The sequence below is a fragment of the Bacillus sp. AFS088145 genome, from assembly GCF_002564465.1.
Taxonomy (GTDB): domain Bacteria; phylum Bacillota; class Bacilli; order Bacillales; family Bacillaceae_G; genus Gottfriedia.
Map to the genome: position 1 here is coordinate 132,004 of NZ_NUUX01000039.1, position 19,147 is coordinate 151,150.

General features: G+C 32.1%; 18 protein-coding genes. 2 read left to right on the forward strand and 16 right to left on the reverse strand.

Features of this window, described 5'->3' with window-relative positions; all coding sequences use genetic code 11:
• Positions 1-45: 45 nt before the first annotated feature.
• A complete protein-coding gene (locus COI44_RS20060; protein WP_098429522.1) occupies positions 46-609 on the forward strand; it encodes a GNAT family N-acetyltransferase in 564 nt (187 codons plus the stop codon).
• Positions 610-1,235: 626 nt separating this feature from the next.
• Here the strand turns inward: COI44_RS20060 and COI44_RS24315 are convergent.
• From COI44_RS24315 to rsgA, 13 genes are all read right to left on the reverse strand, one after another.
• Positions 1,236-1,403 carry a hypothetical protein gene (locus COI44_RS24315; protein ID WP_179887199.1) on the reverse strand — a complete coding sequence of 56 codons (168 nt, stop codon included), beginning with the start codon at positions 1,401-1,403 and terminating at the stop codon, positions 1,236-1,238.
• 62 nt (positions 1,404-1,465) lie between these two features.
• Positions 1,466-1,972, reverse strand: coding sequence for a protein kinase (locus COI44_RS20065; RefSeq protein ID WP_098429523.1), 507 nt, complete (start codon positions 1,970-1,972; stop codon positions 1,466-1,468).
• A 183-nt stretch (positions 1,973-2,155) separates the two neighbouring features.
• A complete protein-coding gene (locus tag COI44_RS20070; protein WP_098429524.1) occupies positions 2,156-2,350 on the reverse strand; it encodes a DUF6199 family natural product biosynthesis protein in 195 nt (64 codons plus the stop codon).
• 165 nt (positions 2,351-2,515) lie between these two features.
• Complete coding sequence (locus tag COI44_RS20075) at positions 2,516-2,755, reverse strand: hypothetical protein (RefSeq protein WP_098429525.1); 240 nt, start codon at positions 2,753-2,755, stop codon at positions 2,516-2,518.
• Between the two features lie 50 nt (positions 2,756-2,805).
• Positions 2,806-3,036, reverse strand: coding sequence for a hypothetical protein (locus COI44_RS20080; protein WP_098429526.1), 231 nt, complete (start codon positions 3,034-3,036; stop codon positions 2,806-2,808).
• 177 nt (positions 3,037-3,213) lie between these two features.
• Positions 3,214-3,717: a GNAT family N-acetyltransferase gene (locus COI44_RS20085; RefSeq protein ID WP_179887201.1), complete on the reverse strand. Its 504-nt coding sequence runs from the start codon at positions 3,715-3,717 to the stop codon at positions 3,214-3,216.
• A 224-nt stretch (positions 3,718-3,941) separates the two neighbouring features.
• Positions 3,942-5,366 (reverse strand): aldehyde dehydrogenase family protein, encoded by a 1,425-nt coding sequence (locus tag COI44_RS20090; RefSeq protein WP_098429528.1) that lies wholly within the window; start codon positions 5,364-5,366, stop codon positions 3,942-3,944.
• Between the two features lies 1 nt (position 5,367).
• Positions 5,368-6,732, reverse strand: a complete 1,365-nt coding sequence (gene gabT / locus COI44_RS20095) for a 4-aminobutyrate--2-oxoglutarate transaminase (protein WP_098429529.1) — start codon at positions 6,730-6,732, stop codon at positions 5,368-5,370.
• A 169-nt stretch (positions 6,733-6,901) separates the two neighbouring features.
• Positions 6,902-10,093 (reverse strand): DEAD/DEAH box helicase, encoded by a 3,192-nt coding sequence (locus tag COI44_RS20100; protein ID WP_098429530.1) that lies wholly within the window; start codon positions 10,091-10,093, stop codon positions 6,902-6,904.
• Positions 10,094-10,231: 138 nt separating this feature from the next.
• Positions 10,232-10,870: a response regulator transcription factor gene (locus tag COI44_RS20105; RefSeq protein ID WP_056476946.1), complete on the reverse strand. Its 639-nt coding sequence runs from the start codon at positions 10,868-10,870 to the stop codon at positions 10,232-10,234.
• Between the two features lie 11 nt (positions 10,871-10,881).
• Positions 10,882-11,898, reverse strand: coding sequence for a sensor histidine kinase (locus tag COI44_RS20110; protein ID WP_098429531.1), 1,017 nt, complete (start codon positions 11,896-11,898; stop codon positions 10,882-10,884).
• Positions 11,895-12,632 carry a cell wall-active antibiotics response protein LiaF gene (gene liaF / locus COI44_RS20115; RefSeq protein ID WP_098429532.1) on the reverse strand — a complete coding sequence of 246 codons (738 nt, stop codon included), beginning with the start codon at positions 12,630-12,632 and terminating at the stop codon, positions 11,895-11,897. The genes COI44_RS20110 and liaF overlap by 4 nt, the downstream gene beginning before the upstream one ends.
• A 757-nt stretch (positions 12,633-13,389) precedes the next feature.
• On the reverse strand, positions 13,390-14,436 hold the full coding sequence (rsgA, locus tag COI44_RS20120; protein ID WP_098429533.1) for a ribosome small subunit-dependent GTPase A: 1,047 nt from the start codon (positions 14,434-14,436) through the stop codon (positions 13,390-13,392).
• Positions 14,437-15,122: 686 nt separating this feature from the next.
• Between rsgA and COI44_RS20125 the strand changes: the two genes are divergently transcribed.
• Positions 15,123-16,517: a peptide MFS transporter gene (locus tag COI44_RS20125; protein ID WP_098429534.1), complete on the forward strand. Its 1,395-nt coding sequence runs from the start codon at positions 15,123-15,125 to the stop codon at positions 16,515-16,517.
• A 54-nt stretch (positions 16,518-16,571) separates the two neighbouring features.
• Here the strand turns inward: COI44_RS20125 and COI44_RS20130 are convergent, their stop codons facing one another.
• The 3 genes from COI44_RS20130 to COI44_RS20140 all read right to left on the reverse strand — a co-directional run bounded on the left by COI44_RS20130 (position 16,572) and on the right by COI44_RS20140 (position 19,128).
• Entirely contained in the window at positions 16,572-17,021 is a 450-nt protein-coding gene (locus tag COI44_RS20130) for a dCTP deaminase domain-containing protein (protein WP_069032426.1), read from the reverse strand.
• A gap of 119 nt (positions 17,022-17,140) precedes the next feature.
• A complete protein-coding gene (locus tag COI44_RS20135) occupies positions 17,141-17,965 on the reverse strand; it encodes a GNAT family N-acetyltransferase (RefSeq protein WP_098429535.1) in 825 nt (274 codons plus the stop codon).
• Between the two features lie 98 nt (positions 17,966-18,063).
• Positions 18,064-19,128: an undecaprenyldiphospho-muramoylpentapeptide beta-N-acetylglucosaminyltransferase gene (locus COI44_RS20140; RefSeq protein ID WP_098429536.1), complete on the reverse strand. Its 1,065-nt coding sequence runs from the start codon at positions 19,126-19,128 to the stop codon at positions 18,064-18,066.
• Positions 19,129-19,147 lie beyond the last annotated feature (19 nt).

Here is a 19,147-nt window from a genome sequence, read left to right on the forward strand (position 1 = left end):
ATATATTGGAGATCAAGATTTAAAGTTTTCGAGAGGGGAAATTATATGAATCCTATTTTATTAGATGTTCCGTTACAAATAGAAACAGACAGACTAATTCTTCGAGCACCACTTCAAGCCGGTGAAGGGAATGTAGTAAACCAAGCTATTAAGGATTCCATTAGTGAGTTAAAACAATGGTTGCTATTATTCCAGTCAATTCCTACTATTGAAGAAACGGAAATTCTTCTGAGAAATGCCCATATAGATTTTTTGAAAAGAGAAAGCTTTCGCTATCTTATCTATCATAAGAATACTAATGATTTTATTGGAACTGCTAGCCTTCACGGAATTAATTGGAAGATTTCTAAATGTGAAATTGGATACTGGATTAACACGCCATTTAGTGGCAATGGATATATGACAGAAGTAGTTAGTGAGTTAACAGGCCTTGGCTTTCAGCTACTTAAATTTAGAAGAATTGAAATACGATGTGATTCTAATAACACTAAAAGTCGTTCGATCCCAGAAAAACTAGGTTTTGAGCTTGAAGGGATATTACGAAATGAAGATCTTTCAGCTGACGGTAAAAAACTAACTGATACCTGCATCTATGCAAAGGTAATTTAGACTAAAATTTTAAAATCTCTTGTACAACTAATGCTTTAGTTGTATAAGGAAAAAGGAACTTCGCATGAAACGAAGTTCCTTTTGTTATTCAGTCAAATCGTATATAAAATATGGATAAAGAATTAAAAGTTCTTATTGTCATATTTTTAACCCCACAAAATTTAAAGTGTATTATAGTAAATTATTCTATTTAGAGATCAAATAGACCTTAACTTATGCTGCTATTCTGAAGTATCACAAAGTGGACATTCTTCAGGGTGCTTTTCCCTTGCTAAAATAAAGTATATTCCAAGAATAAAAGTAATTATTAAAATGACAAAAATTGCCCAATATATCGGGGGATTGTTATATGTTACTGTTGTAACTTCATTCTCTATTATTGTATCCTCAAGAGGATACTAAATGGCATCTATTTTTAGGTATGTTAGTATAGCTGAAAAACTAAGAAATATTCCTACTGCACGTTTCATCATTTCCACCTCTTACCACTTTGAAATATAAAGTTTAACATAAAAAGGAAATCCTTTTTCCACTAAACTGCCATTTTGTTGAATTAAAAAAGCCGTATATAATCAGCTCATGTTCTTAAACTATTGCATTGCGTTCGTATTAGTTCCATAATGATATCATTTATTTTTACTATCCGATTCAATAATCAACTTACAAAGATAGCCGACAATATACTCTCTTTTAGTAGTTTCTTCAATATCATTATTATCTACAAGATCATTGATCCCTTTATTAATTACATTCCATAAAGGTGTATTTTCAAATTTTTCATATGGATGTGACAAGCTATTTCCTCCATTTATCTCATGTTCAACAAAAGAGTGCGTTAGTTCAATAAGGAAAGTTATCAATTCCATTCCCGTTGTACAGCATTAAAATAAATCAACTTAAACTCATTAAGATATTTATCAAAGTAACTTAATTCTTCAATAAAACCATCAATTATATCGTTTAATAAAAAAAATCCATCATTAACTAAATCAAAACTATCATCAAAACCATATAAATTACAGTATTCTGCTTCCCAATTTAACCCTGTTTGGAGTAATAGTCTAGCTATACACTTATTTGCTTCTACATAAGATAATTGTTTCAGACGTACTTTCTGACTAATTATTGAAAGGAGTAGGTTGACCTCCAACACTTCTTCACTACTTCCCCTTAGTTCAAATAATTTTGCCTCAATGTCATAAATATTTGCATTGGACATTAAAGAAGCTTCAATTATTTCATAGGGTGGAATATCATTTGTTTCAATTACTAAATCACACCATTTTATTAATTCTTCTTTACTCCAAACCGCACAACCTAGACCTAAACCATATATACTGGATAGTATTTGAATTGAATTCAAAGTATTCACTCTCAATCGTACTCAAGATTTTTACTTTATTTTAACCCCTGTTTTTTAAATTTTCATCTAAAACATTTAATAATCTTTATTCAACAAATCTGCCATTTCGTTGCATAAGGATTAACCCTTCATTCTTTTACACACTAAAAAAGATCACATTAATTGTGATCTTTACCCCTTATATTATAACCTTGACGCGATGATACTAGCAGCACCAACTAAAACACACATTGCTCCTCCAAAACGTGTACTCCACTTATAAAAAGAAGATGGTTCTGTTGCACCATCGGATTTCCAACTTTCCGTAACAGCCCAAAATGCTTCAGGATTCATTATTAGTAAAAATCCAAATAAAATGAGTAATATTCCTATAAACATATAAGAAACCCTCCAAAATATTTTGTGATCTTTACTCGCTCATTTTCTTTAATATTTTTTTGCAAAAAAGATAATTCCAATGGCAATAGCAGCAAAGATTAGAATCCATACAATAATTGGGGTAAATAACATTAGGTTTTCCAAATGACCCCTCCCTTTAATAGGTTATTCCTTGATTCCCTTATATACATAATGAGCACCAATGATAAAGAATACTAAACTTAATAAAAATGGAATTATTCCAATATTAACCAACGCCGTTCCTAAAACTCCTAAATTTGAGTCCCATCCATTTCCAGCTGGTTGAGACAGGTACAAAGAATAGATTGATGCCGAAATAAGTGTTACTCCAAATAATAAAATACTTGCTAAAACTCCAATTCCACCAACGATTAGATTCTTCATCATTTTCTCTCCCTGGTTTGTTTTATAGTTCTTCCCGGATTAAAAATCTATTAGTCTAAGAAGCTTACAACTAACCCAAATAACATTGTTAATACGATAAATGTAATAAAGAAATATCCTAAATATCTTATTAGCTTTGGCTTTTTCCCTAATTCGAAGCTTTTTCTTTTTAATGGAATGACACCCTCCATTTTTTGTAGATCCTCTATTGGTGAAAATACTTTCTGATCATCCACGTAAACTTTGCTTTCAGTCGTTTCTGATTCGTGCGTTCTTTCCATAGATTCCACCTACCTTTTTAGTTATTATGTAATTTAAATGCCTTATGCTATTTACTATATTTTACCATTTTCCATTAAAATTTGATTAGATATTTTTCGCGTTTTAATGTCATTTACCTTTTTGCCTTTAAAATAAAAAAAGACGATCAACACATTCATTTGATCATCTCTTTCTTCTTATTTAATAATCTTAACCATATGATCTTCATCGTAAAATTCACCATTAACTAATAATGCTCTTTTTTCTGTACCAAAGCTTTCAAAGCCTACAGCTTCATAAAGTCTTTTTGCAGATTGATTTGATGAAATGACTGCCAATTCAATTTGTAAAAGTTCTTCAATTTCCATAGCATCTTGTATCGCTTGACTTAAAACTTTTTTCCCTACACCTTTACCACGGTAATCTGGTGTCACGTACATTCCCCAAATTGTTCCTTTATGTTTCATTTTTTCAGATCTTTTTTGGTAGAAGCCAGCAACCCCAACAAGTATGTCTTTGTTGAATGCACCGATAATAAAATTATCAAAAGTCTTAGGAAAATTATTTGTATGCTGTTCGATTGATTTTCTCTCGTATTCAGTTAAACTTTCTCCGAATGCTTCTGGTGATAATGTTAACCCTTCACTTCTTAATCGAATAAACTCAGGTAAATCTTCAATTGTTAATTTTCGAATTTCCATACTTAATCTCCCTTCGAAGCTCATAGAGGTGTCAAATTTTTAAAAGCACTTTTTACAATCCATTTAAACCAATTTTTTCATCTCATACAAATATAACATATAATTCTGAAGTTTTAGAATAAAAAAAGGACTGATATATTAATGCACGATCAGTCCTTTCATTTTAAAGACAAATTCCAAAACCCATGTTTATCAGATTGATTGCGAGCGTTTGGCTTGCAGTCTTAAAGTTTAATAGAGACTAGTTTCAATTCAGTCATCTCTTGTATTGCATATTTTATGCCTTCTCTTCCATACCCACTTTCTTTTACGCCACCGTAAGGCATTAAATCTACTCTAAATGTAGGAACATCGTTTACTAGCACGCCACCTACATGTAATTTTTTAGTAGCATATAATGCTCTTTGTAAGTTGTTTGTATAGACACCAGCTTGTAATCCAAATCGACTATTGTTTACTTCATTTATTGCTTCATCAAACTGATCATATGAATTGATGACTACAACTGGACCAAAAATTTCCTTACAGGATACATCACTACTGTTCTTTACGTTTGTTAAAATAGTTGGTTTATAAAGACGATCATCTATTCTATCCCCACCAGTTACTAGATCGGCTCCATCTTTAATAGATTGCTTTACCCATTCATCTATTCTAGCTACATCTTTTTTAGAAATCAGAGCACTAATATCTGTTTGAAGGTCTAATGGCGAACCTATATTTAATAATTTAGTAGCATTTTTCATCTTCAATAAGAATTCATTATAAAGTGTATGGTGTACAAAAATTCTTTGTAATGAAATACATACTTGGCCGTTATAAATAAAGGCTCCCCAGACACAACGATTGATTAATTCATCAGTTAACTGGACTTCTTCATCGATGATCAACGCTGAGTTTGAACCTAGTTCTAAAGTTACTTTTTTTAATCCTGCTTTGTTTTTTAATGAGATACCTACTTCAGGACTGCCGGTAAATGTAATTGCTTTAACTTCAGGATGTTTTACTAAAGCATCACCAATTTCGGAGCCCTTTCCAGTAATTAGGTTAAATGCACCTTTAGGTAAATCCGTTTTATCGATCATCTCAGCTAATGCAATCGCAGAGAGTGGAGTCTGACTAGCAGGTTTTAAAACAATTGTATTTCCTGCAGCAATTGCTGGACCAACTTTATGTGCTACTAAATTAAACGGGAAATTAAACGGTGTAATTGCACCAATTACACCAACTGGCTCTCTGACTGTATAAGTGACTCGACCTTCACCACCTGCTACTGCATCTAACGGGATTGTTTCCCCGTATATTCTTTTTGCTTCTTCAGCAGCTATTTTATAAGTTGCAATCGTTCGATCAATTTCACCTAAAGCAGCCTTTAGAGGTTTGGATGCCTCTAGTGCTAAAATCTCAGCTAGTTTTGAACGATTTTCTTTAAACTGTTCAACTAATTGCTCTATAATGACACTTCTTTCATATGAGCTGAGCTTTTCCATTTGAGTTTTCGCGTTATTAGCCGCTCTGATCGCTTCTTCCAAATTCTCTATCGTTGCGATTGGTATTTCGGCTAAAACTTCACCAGAATGAGGTGCAAAAAGATTTTCATGTTTAACCCCTTCTACCCAACTTCCATCTATATAAAATTGTTTTTTCATTCTATTTCACCTCAGTTACAAGCTGACTAGCAACTTGATCTATTGATTGTTTTATAATATCCAGTCCTTCATCTAATTCTTCGTCAGAAATAATTAAAGGTGTTAAGAAACGAAGAATATTACTATGAACCCCTGCGCTAAGAATAATGACGCCATTTTCACATGATTTTTTTGTTAATGCTGCAACAAACTCTTTTGCTGGTTGACCAGAAGTAGGATCTATAAATTCGATACCTACCATTGCTCCTAGTCCTCTAATGTCATATATAATTGGAAAATCATTTTTCAATTGATCAAAAAATGATTTAATTTTTTCTCCAATCGATCTAGCTCGAATCCATAATTTTTCACTTTCAATTTTTCCAATCACCTCGAGCGCTGCAACACAACCTAAAGGACTTCCGCCATATGTTCCACCTAATTCACCGGGTGATGCCGCATCCATTATTTCAGTTCGACCTGTCACCGCACTAATTGGAACACCCGCTGCGATTGATTTTGACATTGTGATTAAATCCGGTTCTATTTCAAAAATCGTTGATGCAAATAATTCGCCCGTTCTCCCAAATCCTGTTTGAATTTCATCCGCTATAAACAAAATTCCATGTGACTTACAAATAGAATATACTTCTTTTACAAATTTCTTTGGAGGAACAATAAATCCTCCTTCTCCTTGTACGGGCTCCATAATAACCGCAGCCACTTCTTCTGGTGATACATCTGTTAAAAGAAAATCCTTAAATTGAGAAATACAAAAATTAATATATTCTTCTTCAGATAACTCTTTTGGTCTATTTGATAAATAAGGGAATTTAGCTTTATATGTAGCAGGAGCAAATGGTCCCATTTTATATTTATATGGTTTTACTTTACTTGTTAAAGACATTCCTAATAAAGTTCGCCCATGAAATCCTCGTGTAAACGAAATAATTCCGGATCGACCAGTGTACTTCCTTGCAATCTTAACAGCATTTTCAACTGCTTCAGCACCGCTATTTAATAAAATAGTTTTTTTAGAAAAATCCCCAGGCGTTATTTCAGTTAATTTTTTAGCTAAATCAATATAAGACTTATACATTCCTACATGAAAACAAGAGTGGATTAATCGCTCTGATTGATTTTTAATCGCTTGTACAACATTCTTTGGAGTATGTCCTACATTTAACGTACCAATCGCTCCAGCAAAATCTAAAAATTTATTTCCATCAACATCCTCAACGATTGTACCGTTTGCTTTTTCTACAAAAACAGGTGTATTATTTCCAACTCCATTTGGAACAAACTCATTACGTAATTCAATGAGTTCTCTCCCCTTTGGCCCTGGAACTCCAACTGAGACATTAACAAATTTTCGATTATTGCTCATGCTAACTCTCCCTCTCATAATAATAATTTCATTTTCAATCTATGAATTTATTAAATTATTAGCTTCATTACTAATATACTCGCTTTCAAACTTTTAAGAATGAAATAAAACGAAGCCAAGAGCTTTTTCGATGGAAAGGGAAAAGCCACTCAGGCGAGCGGCAATTATCTTAAAACATTAATAATTCACGAATGTCTTCTTCTGTTATATTAAATGAAGGTTTTCCATTCGTTTCAATAATTTCTCCTATTAATTGTTTTTTCTTCTCTTGTAGTTCATTCATTTTATCTTCAATCGTACCTTTAGCGACTAGTTTGATCACTTGAACATCATTCATTTGACCGAAACGGTATGCTCGATCTGTTGCCTGGTTTTCAACCGCAGGATTCCACCAATTATCATAAAGAATAACTGTATCAGCTCCAGTTAAATTGAGTCCCACTCCACCTGCCTTTAATGAAATTAGAAAGAAGTTATGTTCACCAGCATTAAATCGATTACAGATAGATAGTCGTTCTTCAGACGGAGTTTGTCCATCTAGATAAAAAAATTGTTCTCCCATAATTGATAGTTCTCTACCGATTAAATCTAACATTTTTGTAAATTGAGAGAATATCAATACTCTTCTACCGGCTATTTTTGATGCCTCAATTAGTTGAAATAGCTGTTCAAACTTAGCTGAACTGCCTTCATAACCATCTATAAATAAAGCTGGATGGCAACAAATTTGTCTTAAACGGGTTAAACCGGCTAAAATTTTTATATGGTTTTTGCCTAATGTAAATTTATCCACTGCTAAGTGCTTTAGTGTGTCGTGTCGTAGTTTTGCTAAATATGCTGCATATAATTTTTTTTGTTCTGGTAGCAATTCAACAGATTCCTTCAATTCGATTTTCTCTGGAAGTTCCTTAAGTACATCCTCTTTTAATCTTCTTAATAAGAAAGGTCGAACTCTTTTGGAGATGGTTTTCCTAGTCAAATTACTAAATTCCTTTAACCCGCCAAATAATTCTGGAAAAACTACATGATAAATTGCCCAAAGTTCTTCGAGTGAATTTTCAATTGGCGTACCTGTTAATGCAAATCGTTGATCAGCATTTAGCTTTTTAACAACTTTAGCTGTTTGAGTAAAAGGATTTTTAAAATTCTGTGCTTCATCAAAAAATACTGTATGAAACTTTTGTTTCTCGTACCACTTTATATCATTTCTTAACATCGAATAAGAGGTAATTAATACATCAATATTGACTAGTTCTTTTTGAATTTTCAATCTCTCATTTTTATTTCCATCAATGATAAGCGCTTGAATTTCCGGTACAAATTTGAATACTTCGCTTAACCAGTTATACGTTAATGCGGTAGGACAAACAATTAGAATTGGTGTATTAAATGAACGGATTTCGTTTAAAACGGATTGTATATATGCAAGGCTTTGAATTGTTTTACCTAATCCCATATCATCCGCTAAAATTCCTCCAAATCCGAATTTAGCTAAATTCTTCATCCATTTATACCCAAAAATTTGGTAGTCCCGTAACAGATTTTTCAAGGTTTTAGGTACGTCTTCTACTATTTCATTTGGATTTATTAAACTCTCATAAAAATGATGAAAACGATCTTCAATTTTAAATAAACTAGTTTCTTCCGCAGAATCTAATAAATATAGACCATTTTTTATCGGTAAGTTTAATACACTTTCATAATCAAACTCTTGCTCAGGTACTGCATTTAAAAATCGCCTTATCTCTTGTAATTCTCTCGTTTCAAGCGAGTACAAAGTACCGTCATGTAACCGATAATATTTCCGTTTCTCTTTTAGAGCTAATAATACTTCTTTGATTTGTTTCTCAGGAATGTCTAATTCAAATTTAAATTCCAACCAATTCGTTCGTTCTCTTTTTAAATTAACCCGTATTTGAGGCTTCTTATTTTCTTTAAAAATTCTATTTCGAACTGCAGTTGTTGCATAAATTTCAGTTAGTTTTTCAAGTTTCGGTACAATATTTCTTAAAAACTCGTATTCAAGTTCCTCATTTTGTAAGAAATAGCCACCTTCAGTTTTTGAAAATGAACTATCTTCCATTAATTGTAATATTTCTAATTCTTTTTCTTCATCTCTAATTAACGTTTTACTAAGTTGAATTTCTCTTTTATCTAGCGGATTAATCACGATACGATCATAATGAAATTCAAGCCCAGCAAGTAATTTATTTTTTATACGATCTAAATATAGCTTTGCTCTTAACGGAATTTCAGAATATTGGTTTGATAATGAAGAAGGTATTTGCACCTTCCCAAGCTTTAAAAGACCTGGAATTACTTTCTCAACGTAAAGATGGATTTGGTCTGTTGGAATATTTATTTTTTCATGTGCTGTGTTTTTAAATATTTGTTTTAACTCAACAAGTCGATTAAATTCCTCTACATTAAGATTATATATTCTTCCACGATATAAGACTGTTGAATAAGCTTCCATTATCGTTAATTGCTCAATTCCTTTTACAGTTAAAAAGTATTGATCACTTAAATGCTCTATTTCAAAATCCAATGGTAATTTATCTTCGGTAAATGAAATTCCATTAAATGGTATTCCATTTTCAAGTATTTTGACGTTTTCTGTAACCGTTAATAAATTGATGAATTGGTTCCAAATTGTCGGAGAAATGAATATGTATTCATTTTTCTTAGTCAAATGATCATTAAACATTTTTTCATCATCTAACAGCTTTATTAAAAGTTCCCAAATTCGATTAACTTCATTTTGTACACAATGTAAATTAGGGTCAAAAATAATATCATCCGAAATTTTACTTGCTTTACCCTCATTAACATCCTTTAAAAAATTTCGTAGATTTTCTACTTTCATTTTTCCAAATGTCATCGCAATTCCAAGGATTTTATAGCCTTCACTCAATTCAACGACTTCGCAAATAAACTCAAAATCAATTATTTGCCGATCGTCAAAATGCTTTAATTGTCCGCTTTTACGAAACGTTTTATCATGAAAAAGTTCTAAAATACCATTCGATCTATCGGAGTTTTCCATAAAAACATCAATTTCTGAAGGATTTCCCTCGTTTTTCTGACGTTCAAAAATCGAAATTAAAACTGCAGCTATATGTTGACAATCTGTTTTAATTGAAGCTAGTTTAGGACATGTGCACTTACTATAAAAATCCCCATTTCCTTCTTTTATTACATGAACGGTAAAATCTTCATTTCCTATAACTGTTGCGGTACAAGAATCTTCATTAACTTTTTCGATTTGTACTTTATTTGCGCGATAAAAAGAGTCACCCCTTTTGAAGGAGACTGTACCGCAGCGTTCTTTTATGATTTTATGATTCAATTTTATCTTCAATTAACTGCTCCTTCCAAAATAAATAAAACGAATATAACTATCTTACCATTATTATTTATTTATCTAAAATATTGCTTCAAATCTTCTTATAAAAATAGAAAAAAAGAAGCCATTGTTGACTTCTTTTTGTAAATAAATCTATTTTTGTTCAACAATTCCATGTCTAAAAGCATAAATTACTGCCTGAGTTCGATCGACCACTTCTAATTTCGTTAAAATATTACTTACATGCGTTTTTACCGTTTTTAATGAAACAAACAAAGTATCGGCGATTTCTTGATTTGACTTACCTTCAGTCATTAAATGAAGTACTTCTTGTTCTCTAGCCGTTAAATCATCATGTAATTCCCGTTGGGTAGATTTTCTCATTCTATTCATCATTTTCCCAGTAACAACTGGTTCTAAAACTGATCCACCTTTATGTGTCGTTCGTATTGCATTTGCAATATCACTAGCTCTAGATGTTTTTAACATATAACTAATTGCACCAGCATCAATGGCAGGATAAACATTTTCATCATCAATAAAACTTGTAACAATGATGATTTTTGCTTCTGGCCATTTTGAAATTATTTGTTTCGTCGCTTCAATTCCATCCATAACTTCCATAATTAAGTCCATTAATACAATATCAGGACGTTTTTCTAATACAAGTTCTACGCCTTCTTTTCCATTACTTGCTTGACCAACCACTTCAATATCAGATTGAGTACTTAAATATGTAGAAACACCCATTCTTACCATCTCATGATCATCAACTAACACGACTTTGATCAAATTTCCCACCTCTATTCAATTACTGGAACTTTTACTTCAATCTGGGTCCCTCTTTTTGGTATACTTACTATTTTTGCCGTTCCACCAATTTCAGAAGAACGTTCACTAATTGATTGCAATCCATACGAACCAGTTTTTCGGTTCTCGGTATCAAACCCAATTCCATCATCAATCATTCGAACTAATACAAAATCTTCAATTTTTCTAATTCGTATTTCAAAAGTTTTTGCATTTGCATGCCTTAAAGTATTCGATAATGCTTCTTGAATAATCCTAAATAAATGATCCTCTACACCTTTTGAGAGTGAAATATCATCGATTTTCCATTTTAATTGAAGAGCTTGACGATTTGTTAATTCAGTTAGAAGCTTTTCTACGCCTTCTTTTAAGCTTTTACCTTCTAACTGAACTGGTCTTAAATGTAATAAAAGTGCACGCATTTCTGATTGAGCATTAATCGCCATTTTTTCAATATATTGTAATTGTTCTTTAAATGTAGTTTCACCAAGTTCATTGATCGCAGAAATCATCATCGAAATCGCAAATAATTGTTGGCTAACTGAGTCATGTAATTCCCTCGCTAGTCTATGTCGCTCTTTTGTTACGACATCTTCAATTGTCTGAGATTCAATTAATTTCTTTTCATCTACTAATTTTTGAACAGTCTTCCTTGAATCTTCAATTTGTTTAGATATTTTTTGAAGTTTTAATTCGATTTCGTTATCAATTGACCGAATTGAATGCTCTGATTCTTTATGATAAATTCCATTTTCTGCCTTTGCTATACCTTCTAATAATGCTTTTTCATTATGACGAATCGTGCTCAAAACAGCTGTACTATAAACAATTGATATGATCATGATTGCTACAAATAATATTAATAATAAAGAAAAATTTCCAATTTTATACAAAAGTAATTTATCAAGAAAAGTATGATCAATGAAATAATAAACAACGCCACAGATTAAAATACTTGATGTAAATGCAGCCAGACAGATTGATAAAAAGATACCTTTGTCAATTTTCATTTATTTGTCACCTCAATATTTCCGATCGCTAAAGAAGTGACAATTTTTAACTTTCTTGAAGCTTCTTTATAATCATTAGAAGTGAACTTACAATTCTTGTTAAATCCGTTCAATTTATTTTTAAGGATATTAATTTTCCCTAATAAAGTAGAATGCTGAATAGAGACTTCTAAATCATATGGCACATACAAAGTAATATTACCGATGATTCCATTTAATACCAGCACTGTCTCTCCTTCAGGAATAAATGACTCCGAAAGATCGATTATGACATCTCCAATCCCAAAATAATAATCTACATCATCTAATTCAAATGAATCATTTTTTAGATGGATATTTGTGAAAAATCGATTTGAAATGAGAGAATTTGTTTCAAAGATTCCTGTATTCGTTGTTTCAACTATGTTTGGAACTATGACCTTTGCGTTAAATTTAGAATTAACGAATATTAAATATCCAACATAAATCACAATAAAGGATAATACCCCTAAGATGGATTTCAATTGAAATACATTACTGATAAATAAAATGATTCCTCCGAAAAACGCGATATTCGCAGATGTAGAAGGGTAAACTTTACGTTTTTTTGCCCCATACTGAAATAAATAAATACCTACCCCAGCTGCGATTATTGCAAAAGGATTTAAAAATAGATCAAATAATAATCCTATGCCTGCAATTATGAATAATAATCCAGTTAATTCATTGCTAGACAATCGTCTAAATCGCTTCATATAGCTCTCCTCTATTCACTAAACTAGCTTGTTAATAGCAATCGAAAGCTTTTGTTATTAACTATTCTACTATGTAGTTTATCTATTTTTTGCTCGTTTTGATACAAACTTAAGTATTGTCTTATCTCGGTCTTAAGACTGAGATTTTTTTGAGGAATTATGTAAGTACCCTTGGACTCATTATGAGTAAGGTAAACTCGGATTTTTGCCTCTTTACATACTCATGAACCTTTTATGAGGCACTAAATCTCGGATTTTTGCCTTTGTACTTCCTCATGAACCCCTTATGAGGCACTATATCCCGTTTTTTTGCCTTTGTACTTCCTCATGAACCCCTTATGAGGCACTAAATCCCGGATTTTTGCCTTTGTACTTCCTCATGAACCCCTTATGAGGCACTAAATCCCGGTTTCTTGCCTTTGTACTTCCTCATGAACCTTTTATGAGGCACTAAATCGCGGATTTTTGCCTTTGTACTTCCTCATGAACCCCTTATGAGGCACTAAATAGCGGATTTTTGCTTTTGTACTTCCTCATGAACCTTTTATGAGGCACTAAATCCCGGTTTCTTGCCTTTCTACTTACTCATGAACCTTTTATGAGGCACTAAATCTCGGATTTTTGCCTTTGTACTTACCCATGAACCCCTTATAAGTCACTAACTCGTACATTCATGCATTTTTACTTACTCATGAACAACCCCATAAAAGTCACTAAAATCTCAAAAGAAAAAGAAGAGTATAAATACTCTTCTCCCTTATTTATAAGACTTAGTATTCATCATTTTACTAATTTTTTTCCACTTATCTCTTTCTTGTCTAGCTAGTGATGCGTCTTGTTTACGTTCTGCATACGCTAGTTCTCTCATTAATTTACGATAGCTTGTGAGTCTTTGTTGATCTAGTTCACCATTTTCGATTGCTTGATTGACCGCACATCCTGGTTCGTTTTCATGTGTACAGTCTGAGAATTTACATGATTTAGCTAATTCTTCGACATCTGTAAATGTCGACCTTATATGCTCTTCTCCACCCCAAAGCTGTAGTTCTCGCATACCTGGTGTATCGATAACCATTCCACCAGATGGTAGGAAAAATAATTCGCGGTGTGTAGTTGTATGTTTACCACGATCGTCACCTTCACGTACGTCCTGTGTTATTTGAATTACTTCACCGATTAACGCGTTTAATAATGTAGATTTACCAACACCTGAAGAACCAAGTAAGGAAACAGTCTTCCCGGATGTTATGAGCTGTTTCAGTTCTTCTATACCTTCTCCATTTGTACTATTTACAGAATAAATCGGTACACCAAATGCAATCTCTTCAACTGCTGCAATTTTGGTTGGTAGGTCAGTGCATAAATCCTTTTTTGTTAAAATGATAATTGGACTAGCCCCACTATCATATGCAACAAGTAAATAACGTTCTAATCTTCTTATATTAAAATCGTTATTTAATGCCATTACTAAAAACACGTAATCTATATTAGCAGCTACTATTTGTTCTTCAGTTTTTTCTCCTGCAGATTGCCTTGAGAATTGACTTATTCTCGGCAATACCTTTTGAATAATAGCTTTGTTTTCACCTTTTAACAGATCAATAACAACCCAATCTCCAACGGATGGATAATCACTTTTTACTTTTGCTTGGAATTGAAATTTCCCAGAAACTTCACCAGTTAGTTCATTTTCTCCATCATGCAATTTATAAATTTGTCTTTGTTCAGATATAACTCTTGCAACTACAGTATTTTGATCCTTTTCTCCGAACGCTTCGTTCCAACCTAATTGTTTTAAATTCATTTTGTCCTCCAATTATATAAGGACAATTATGAAGATTTACTCCATTTTTTGTCCTCTACTTTTTACCTTCTTCTGAACTAAATTAATTAACTTTCCCATAATCATCACTCCGTTTCATATATAGTTCTTTTAGTATATCCAAATTTTAGAAAATCGTCCATATGAATTAATTGAATATTAAAAAAGGACAAAACATTCTATTTTCATTTCGACATATTTTGACAATTCCCATTCTTTTGTTTAATTAAACTTTTATAATATTAAAGTAAAAAATAATAAAAACCCTTGAAATATTTCAAAAACTTATTATTATTTAGATATAGGTCTTTTTGATTAGGCTGTACTAATACAGGTCATTCGACAGGTCTAAAAATACTAGTTTAATGAGAAAAATCAGTATTACTAGATTTGTCTGACAATATAAAAAACTTTACAGAAATACGCTGTTGTGTGTTATACTAAAATAGTAAATTGGTCCCAAGTTATTTTTGGCGGATCTAGATATAAATTTAGTAGTATTGTTCTGATGAAAATAGTTAGAAATTTTTTTTAACTCAAATTGTCGAAATTTGTTGAATTCGGAAATTATTTTTTACAATAAATTGACAGAATAGTATATGAATTGACGACAATAAATATTCATACAGAAAATTACACAGAATAGCACTTATGAGGGAGGAATTTGAATGAGCGTAGCAGCAAAACAAAACGTTTCATCAAACGAGCAAAATCAAAAAACGAAACACCCACCTGGCCTTTATTTACTTTTTGCAACTGAGGCTTGGGAACGCTTTAGTTATTATGGAATGCGTGCACTTTTAGTTCTTTATTTAACAACTTCAGTAGTTCAAGGTGGACTTGGATTTAAAGATGCTTGGGCACTACAACTTTATGGATTATTTACTGGACTAGTATATTTCACTCCAATCATTGGTGGTTGGATTACAGATAATTTCCTTGCAAAGCGTGCTGCTATTACAATTGGTGGTATTATTATGGCAGCTGGTAATATCGCATTATTCGGTATTCATTCTTCAACTGGTTTATATCTTGGTTTAATTTTAATGATTATCGGTAATGGTTTCTTCAAACCAAACATTTCAACAATTGTTGGTGAACTTTATGAAGGAGATGACCCACGTCGTGATGGTGCATTCACAATCTTCTACATGGGTATCAACTTAGGTGCATTCTTTGCTCCACTTGTTACTGGTTATTTAGCACAAACTTTATTTATGTCTAAAAATGCTGCTGGCGATGATTTATTTGGTTACCGTTATGGTTTCTTAGCATCTGCGATCGGTATGATTATTGGTCAAATTATTTTTAACGTATTAGCTCAAAAGTATTTAGGTGATTTAGGTACTAAACCTAACGCTAAAGTTGTGAATGAGGGTAACAACAAATCAGTTAAGGATGTTCCTCTTACTAAAAAGGAAAAACAACGTACTACAGTTATCTTTATCTTAGCTGCATTCGTAGTATTTTTCTGGGCTGGATTTGAACAAGCTGGTTCATCATTAACACTTTATACTGAGCGTTTCTTAGATCTTAAAGTTGGAAGCTTCAATGTACCATCTGCATGGTTCCAATCTGTTAACCCATTATTCATTATGCTTTTTGCTCCAGTTCTTTCTATGATCTGGATTAAAATGGCAAGAAATGGTAAAAATATTAGTGTTCCTGCGAAAATGGCAATGGGTCTTATCCTATTAGGTGTTGGTTTCGCTTTCACAATTATGGCAGTTATGAAAACAGGTTCTGATCCAAATCACATTACTGTAAAAGCAAACATGTTATTCATGGTTATGACATATTTCTTCCATACAATTGCTGAATTAGTACTTTCACCAGTTGGTTTATCAGCAGTATCTCGTTATGCACCTGCTAAACTTGCTTCATTATTAATGGGTGTATGGTTATCATCTAGTTTCATTGCAAACTTAGTTGGTGGTCAATTAGCTGCATTTACAACAACTCTTGGTATGCTACAAGTATTCTTAGTAGTAGGTGGAGCAGCAATCGTTGCAGGCTTAATCTTACTTGCTTTATCACCAAAACTTGCAAGAATGTTAGATTAATTACAAAATTAAAAGAACTCGATCAGATCGAGTTCTTTTTTTATTTCTGCATTTTTATTTGCCAGTACTTCCAAAACCACTTACTCGTTCTTCACCAGCGAAATCATCATCAGCTAATAAGAACTTTTGGAAAACAGCTTGTCCAATTCTCTCACCTTTTTGAATGATAACGGGCTCCTTTGATACATTTATTAATTGCATCATGATATGGCCATCGTTTGAAGGATTGCTGTAGTAGTCTGAATCAATAACCCCTACCCCATTTCCTTTCATTAAACCTTTCTTTAACGGTGTAGACGAGCGCACAAATAATGCTAAAAATTCGTCTTTTTGCATATACGCTTTTAACCCTGTACCAACAAGTTTGATCTCGTTTGGATTGATAATTGTCTCTTCAATACATTCGATATCATAACCAGCTGCATGAGTCGTTGCTCTTTTTGGTAGATTCACTCCACAATTTTCAAATCCTTTTGCTACTTCAAATCCTCTTATTTTTTCCAAAACTTTCACCCTTTACCATTTAATCCATTTCTAGTGTAACATAGATATTTTCATAAGGATAAAATTAATGTATTACATAAAAAAAGAGGCTGTCTAAAAAACAGACAGTCTCTTACAAATTATTGGCTAATCTTATAATAATCTTGCGTGTTATATTGTCTAAATCCACAATCGATATATAATTTCTTCGCGTTACTATTTTCTAGAGCAACTTCTAAATGAATTTCGTTTCCAATCTCGTTTTCTTTTTGAATGGTTTGGAGTAATGCATTTTTTCCATATCCCCTACCTTGGTATTCAGGAAGTATTGCAAATCCATAAATCCAACTCTCATTCTTTTCACGAAGCAAACTCATCTTACCAATTTTTTCATCATTTACTTCTATTATAAATAAGTCCCGATTAGGTTCGTTTAAGATGCGTTGATTGTACTTCTGGGCATCGCTATTTTCAAATCCAAAACATACAACATCTAAATTTGAAATAAATGTGAAATCTAATTGCTCTGCTTTCGCGAATTTAACGATTGGTGTAAATTCTTTTACTTCTTGGTTTTTCCAAGCCATTTGATATTCAGAAAAAGAATAGGTACATTTTTTTTGATTTCGAATAAATTCTTTCGCTGATGCTGAAGCTTCAGGAGCATTTAATAAAATGGTAGTGGCCGGAGCTATTGATTTCAGTGCTTCATTTAACAAACTAGAAAAAATTCCTTTTCGTCGAAAATCCGGATGAACCATACCGCAGATTTCAACTTTTTCTCCAAAATAATAAGTCGCTAAAAATCCAACTAATTGATTTTCTCCATAGTGAAAGAAATCTTCTTTTACATCTTTTCTTCTATTTCTTAACATTTCCCAGTTTAACTTTAACGTTATTTCATCAAATTTTTCGCATGTATCTTGTAAAATGCTAATTTCGTTTAATTGTTTTTCTGTAATCAAATTTTCCACCTTCTTCTTACAATAATTCTCTTAGTCCCATTAGAGTTATTCAACAAAAAAGCATTTCTTCCTTTATTTAGAAGAATGCTTTAATCGAATTAATTACTATTTATTTCCTCAAGTAGTATATCAAGTGCTTCACTTTGATTCGATGATTTCATATTGGTAATGAAAAAGTCCTTTTTAGTTTGAAGTTCTTCAATCGATTCTTGGAGTGATTTAGTCGTTAAATCCTCTTCTTCCATCATTAATGCAAAGCCTTTTTCTTTAAAAGAAATTGCATTTAAAATTTGATCTCCCCTACTTTGATTTTTCGTAAGTGGGATGATTAACATCGGTTTATGTAATGCTAAAAATTCAAATATTGCATTTGAGCCACCTCTAGTGATAGTCATTTGAGATGCGGCCAGTACGTCTGCTAGTTCGTCATGAATATATTCAAATTGCTTATATCCTTGAATATTTTTTAAATTTTCATCAATATTTCCTTTACCACATAGATGGACAATCTGATACTTTTTCGTTAGATCCTGTAATGATTCTCTAACAGTTTCATTGATTTTCTTTGCACCCAAACTTCCACCCATAATTGTTAATATTGGTATATAACTTTTAAAATTAAGGAATTCTATGCCCTTTTGTCTTGAGCCATTTAATAATTCCTTTCTTATAGGTGAACCAATTACCGTTGTTTTATTTTTTGGAAAATAATTTTTTGCTTCTTCAAAAGAAGTGAAAATTTTTGTAGCAAATCGCTGGGAAATTTTATTTGCAAGTCCTGGTGTCATATCACTTTCATGTATAAAAATTGGAATTTTCAATGTGCTAGCAGCAATGATTACTGGTACAGAAACAAAGCCACCCTTTGAAAAAACTAAACTCGGCTTAATTTTTTTTAATGCTCTTCTTGCGTCAAGACAGCCTTTTATTACTCGAAACATATCAATAATATTTTCAAAATCTATATATCGTCTTAATTTTCCGCTTGAAATCCCGTAATAAGGTAATTCAATTTTATTTATTAGTTCCTTTTCAATTCCTTTTTTAGATCCAATATAATGGATATCCCAATCATTTTTATTTAATTCATTAATAATGGCGATATTTGGTGTTACATGCCCCGCAGAGCCACCACCTGTAAATACTATTGTTTTCGTAGACATATTAACTCCTATCTATTTT

Coding starts and splice junctions, on each gene's coding strand:
- COI44_RS20060 (WP_098429522.1), top strand. CDS start 46: ATGAATCCTATTTTATTAGATGTTCCGTTACAAATAGAAACAGACAGA.
- COI44_RS20070 (WP_098429524.1), bottom strand. CDS start 2,350: ATGTTTATAGGAATATTACTCATTTTATTTGGATTTTTACTAATAATG.
- COI44_RS20075 (WP_098429525.1), bottom strand. CDS start 2,755: ATGAAGAATCTAATCGTTGGTGGAATTGGAGTTTTAGCAAGTATTTTA.
- COI44_RS20080 (WP_098429526.1), bottom strand. CDS start 3,036: ATGGAAAGAACGCACGAATCAGAAACGACTGAAAGCAAAGTTTACGTG.
- COI44_RS20085 (WP_179887201.1), bottom strand. CDS start 3,717: ATGGAAATTCGAAAATTAACAATTGAAGATTTACCTGAGTTTATTCGA.
- COI44_RS20090 (WP_098429528.1), bottom strand. CDS start 5,366: ATGAAAAAACAATTTTATATAGATGGAAGTTGGGTAGAAGGGGTTAAA.
- gabT (WP_098429529.1), bottom strand. CDS start 6,732: ATGAGCAATAATCGAAAATTTGTTAATGTCTCAGTTGGAGTTCCAGGG.
- COI44_RS20110 (WP_098429531.1), bottom strand. CDS start 11,898: ATGAAAATTGACAAAGGTATCTTTTTATCAATCTGTCTGGCTGCATTT.
- liaF (WP_098429532.1), bottom strand. CDS start 12,632: ATGAAGCGATTTAGACGATTGTCTAGCAATGAATTAACTGGATTATTA.
- rsgA (WP_098429533.1), bottom strand. CDS start 14,436: ATGAATTTAAAACAATTAGGTTGGAACGAAGCGTTCGGAGAAAAGGAT.
- COI44_RS20125 (WP_098429534.1), top strand. CDS start 15,123: ATGAGCGTAGCAGCAAAACAAAACGTTTCATCAAACGAGCAAAATCAA.
- COI44_RS20140 (WP_098429536.1), bottom strand. CDS start 19,128: ATGTCTACGAAAACAATAGTATTTACAGGTGGTGGCTCTGCGGGGCAT.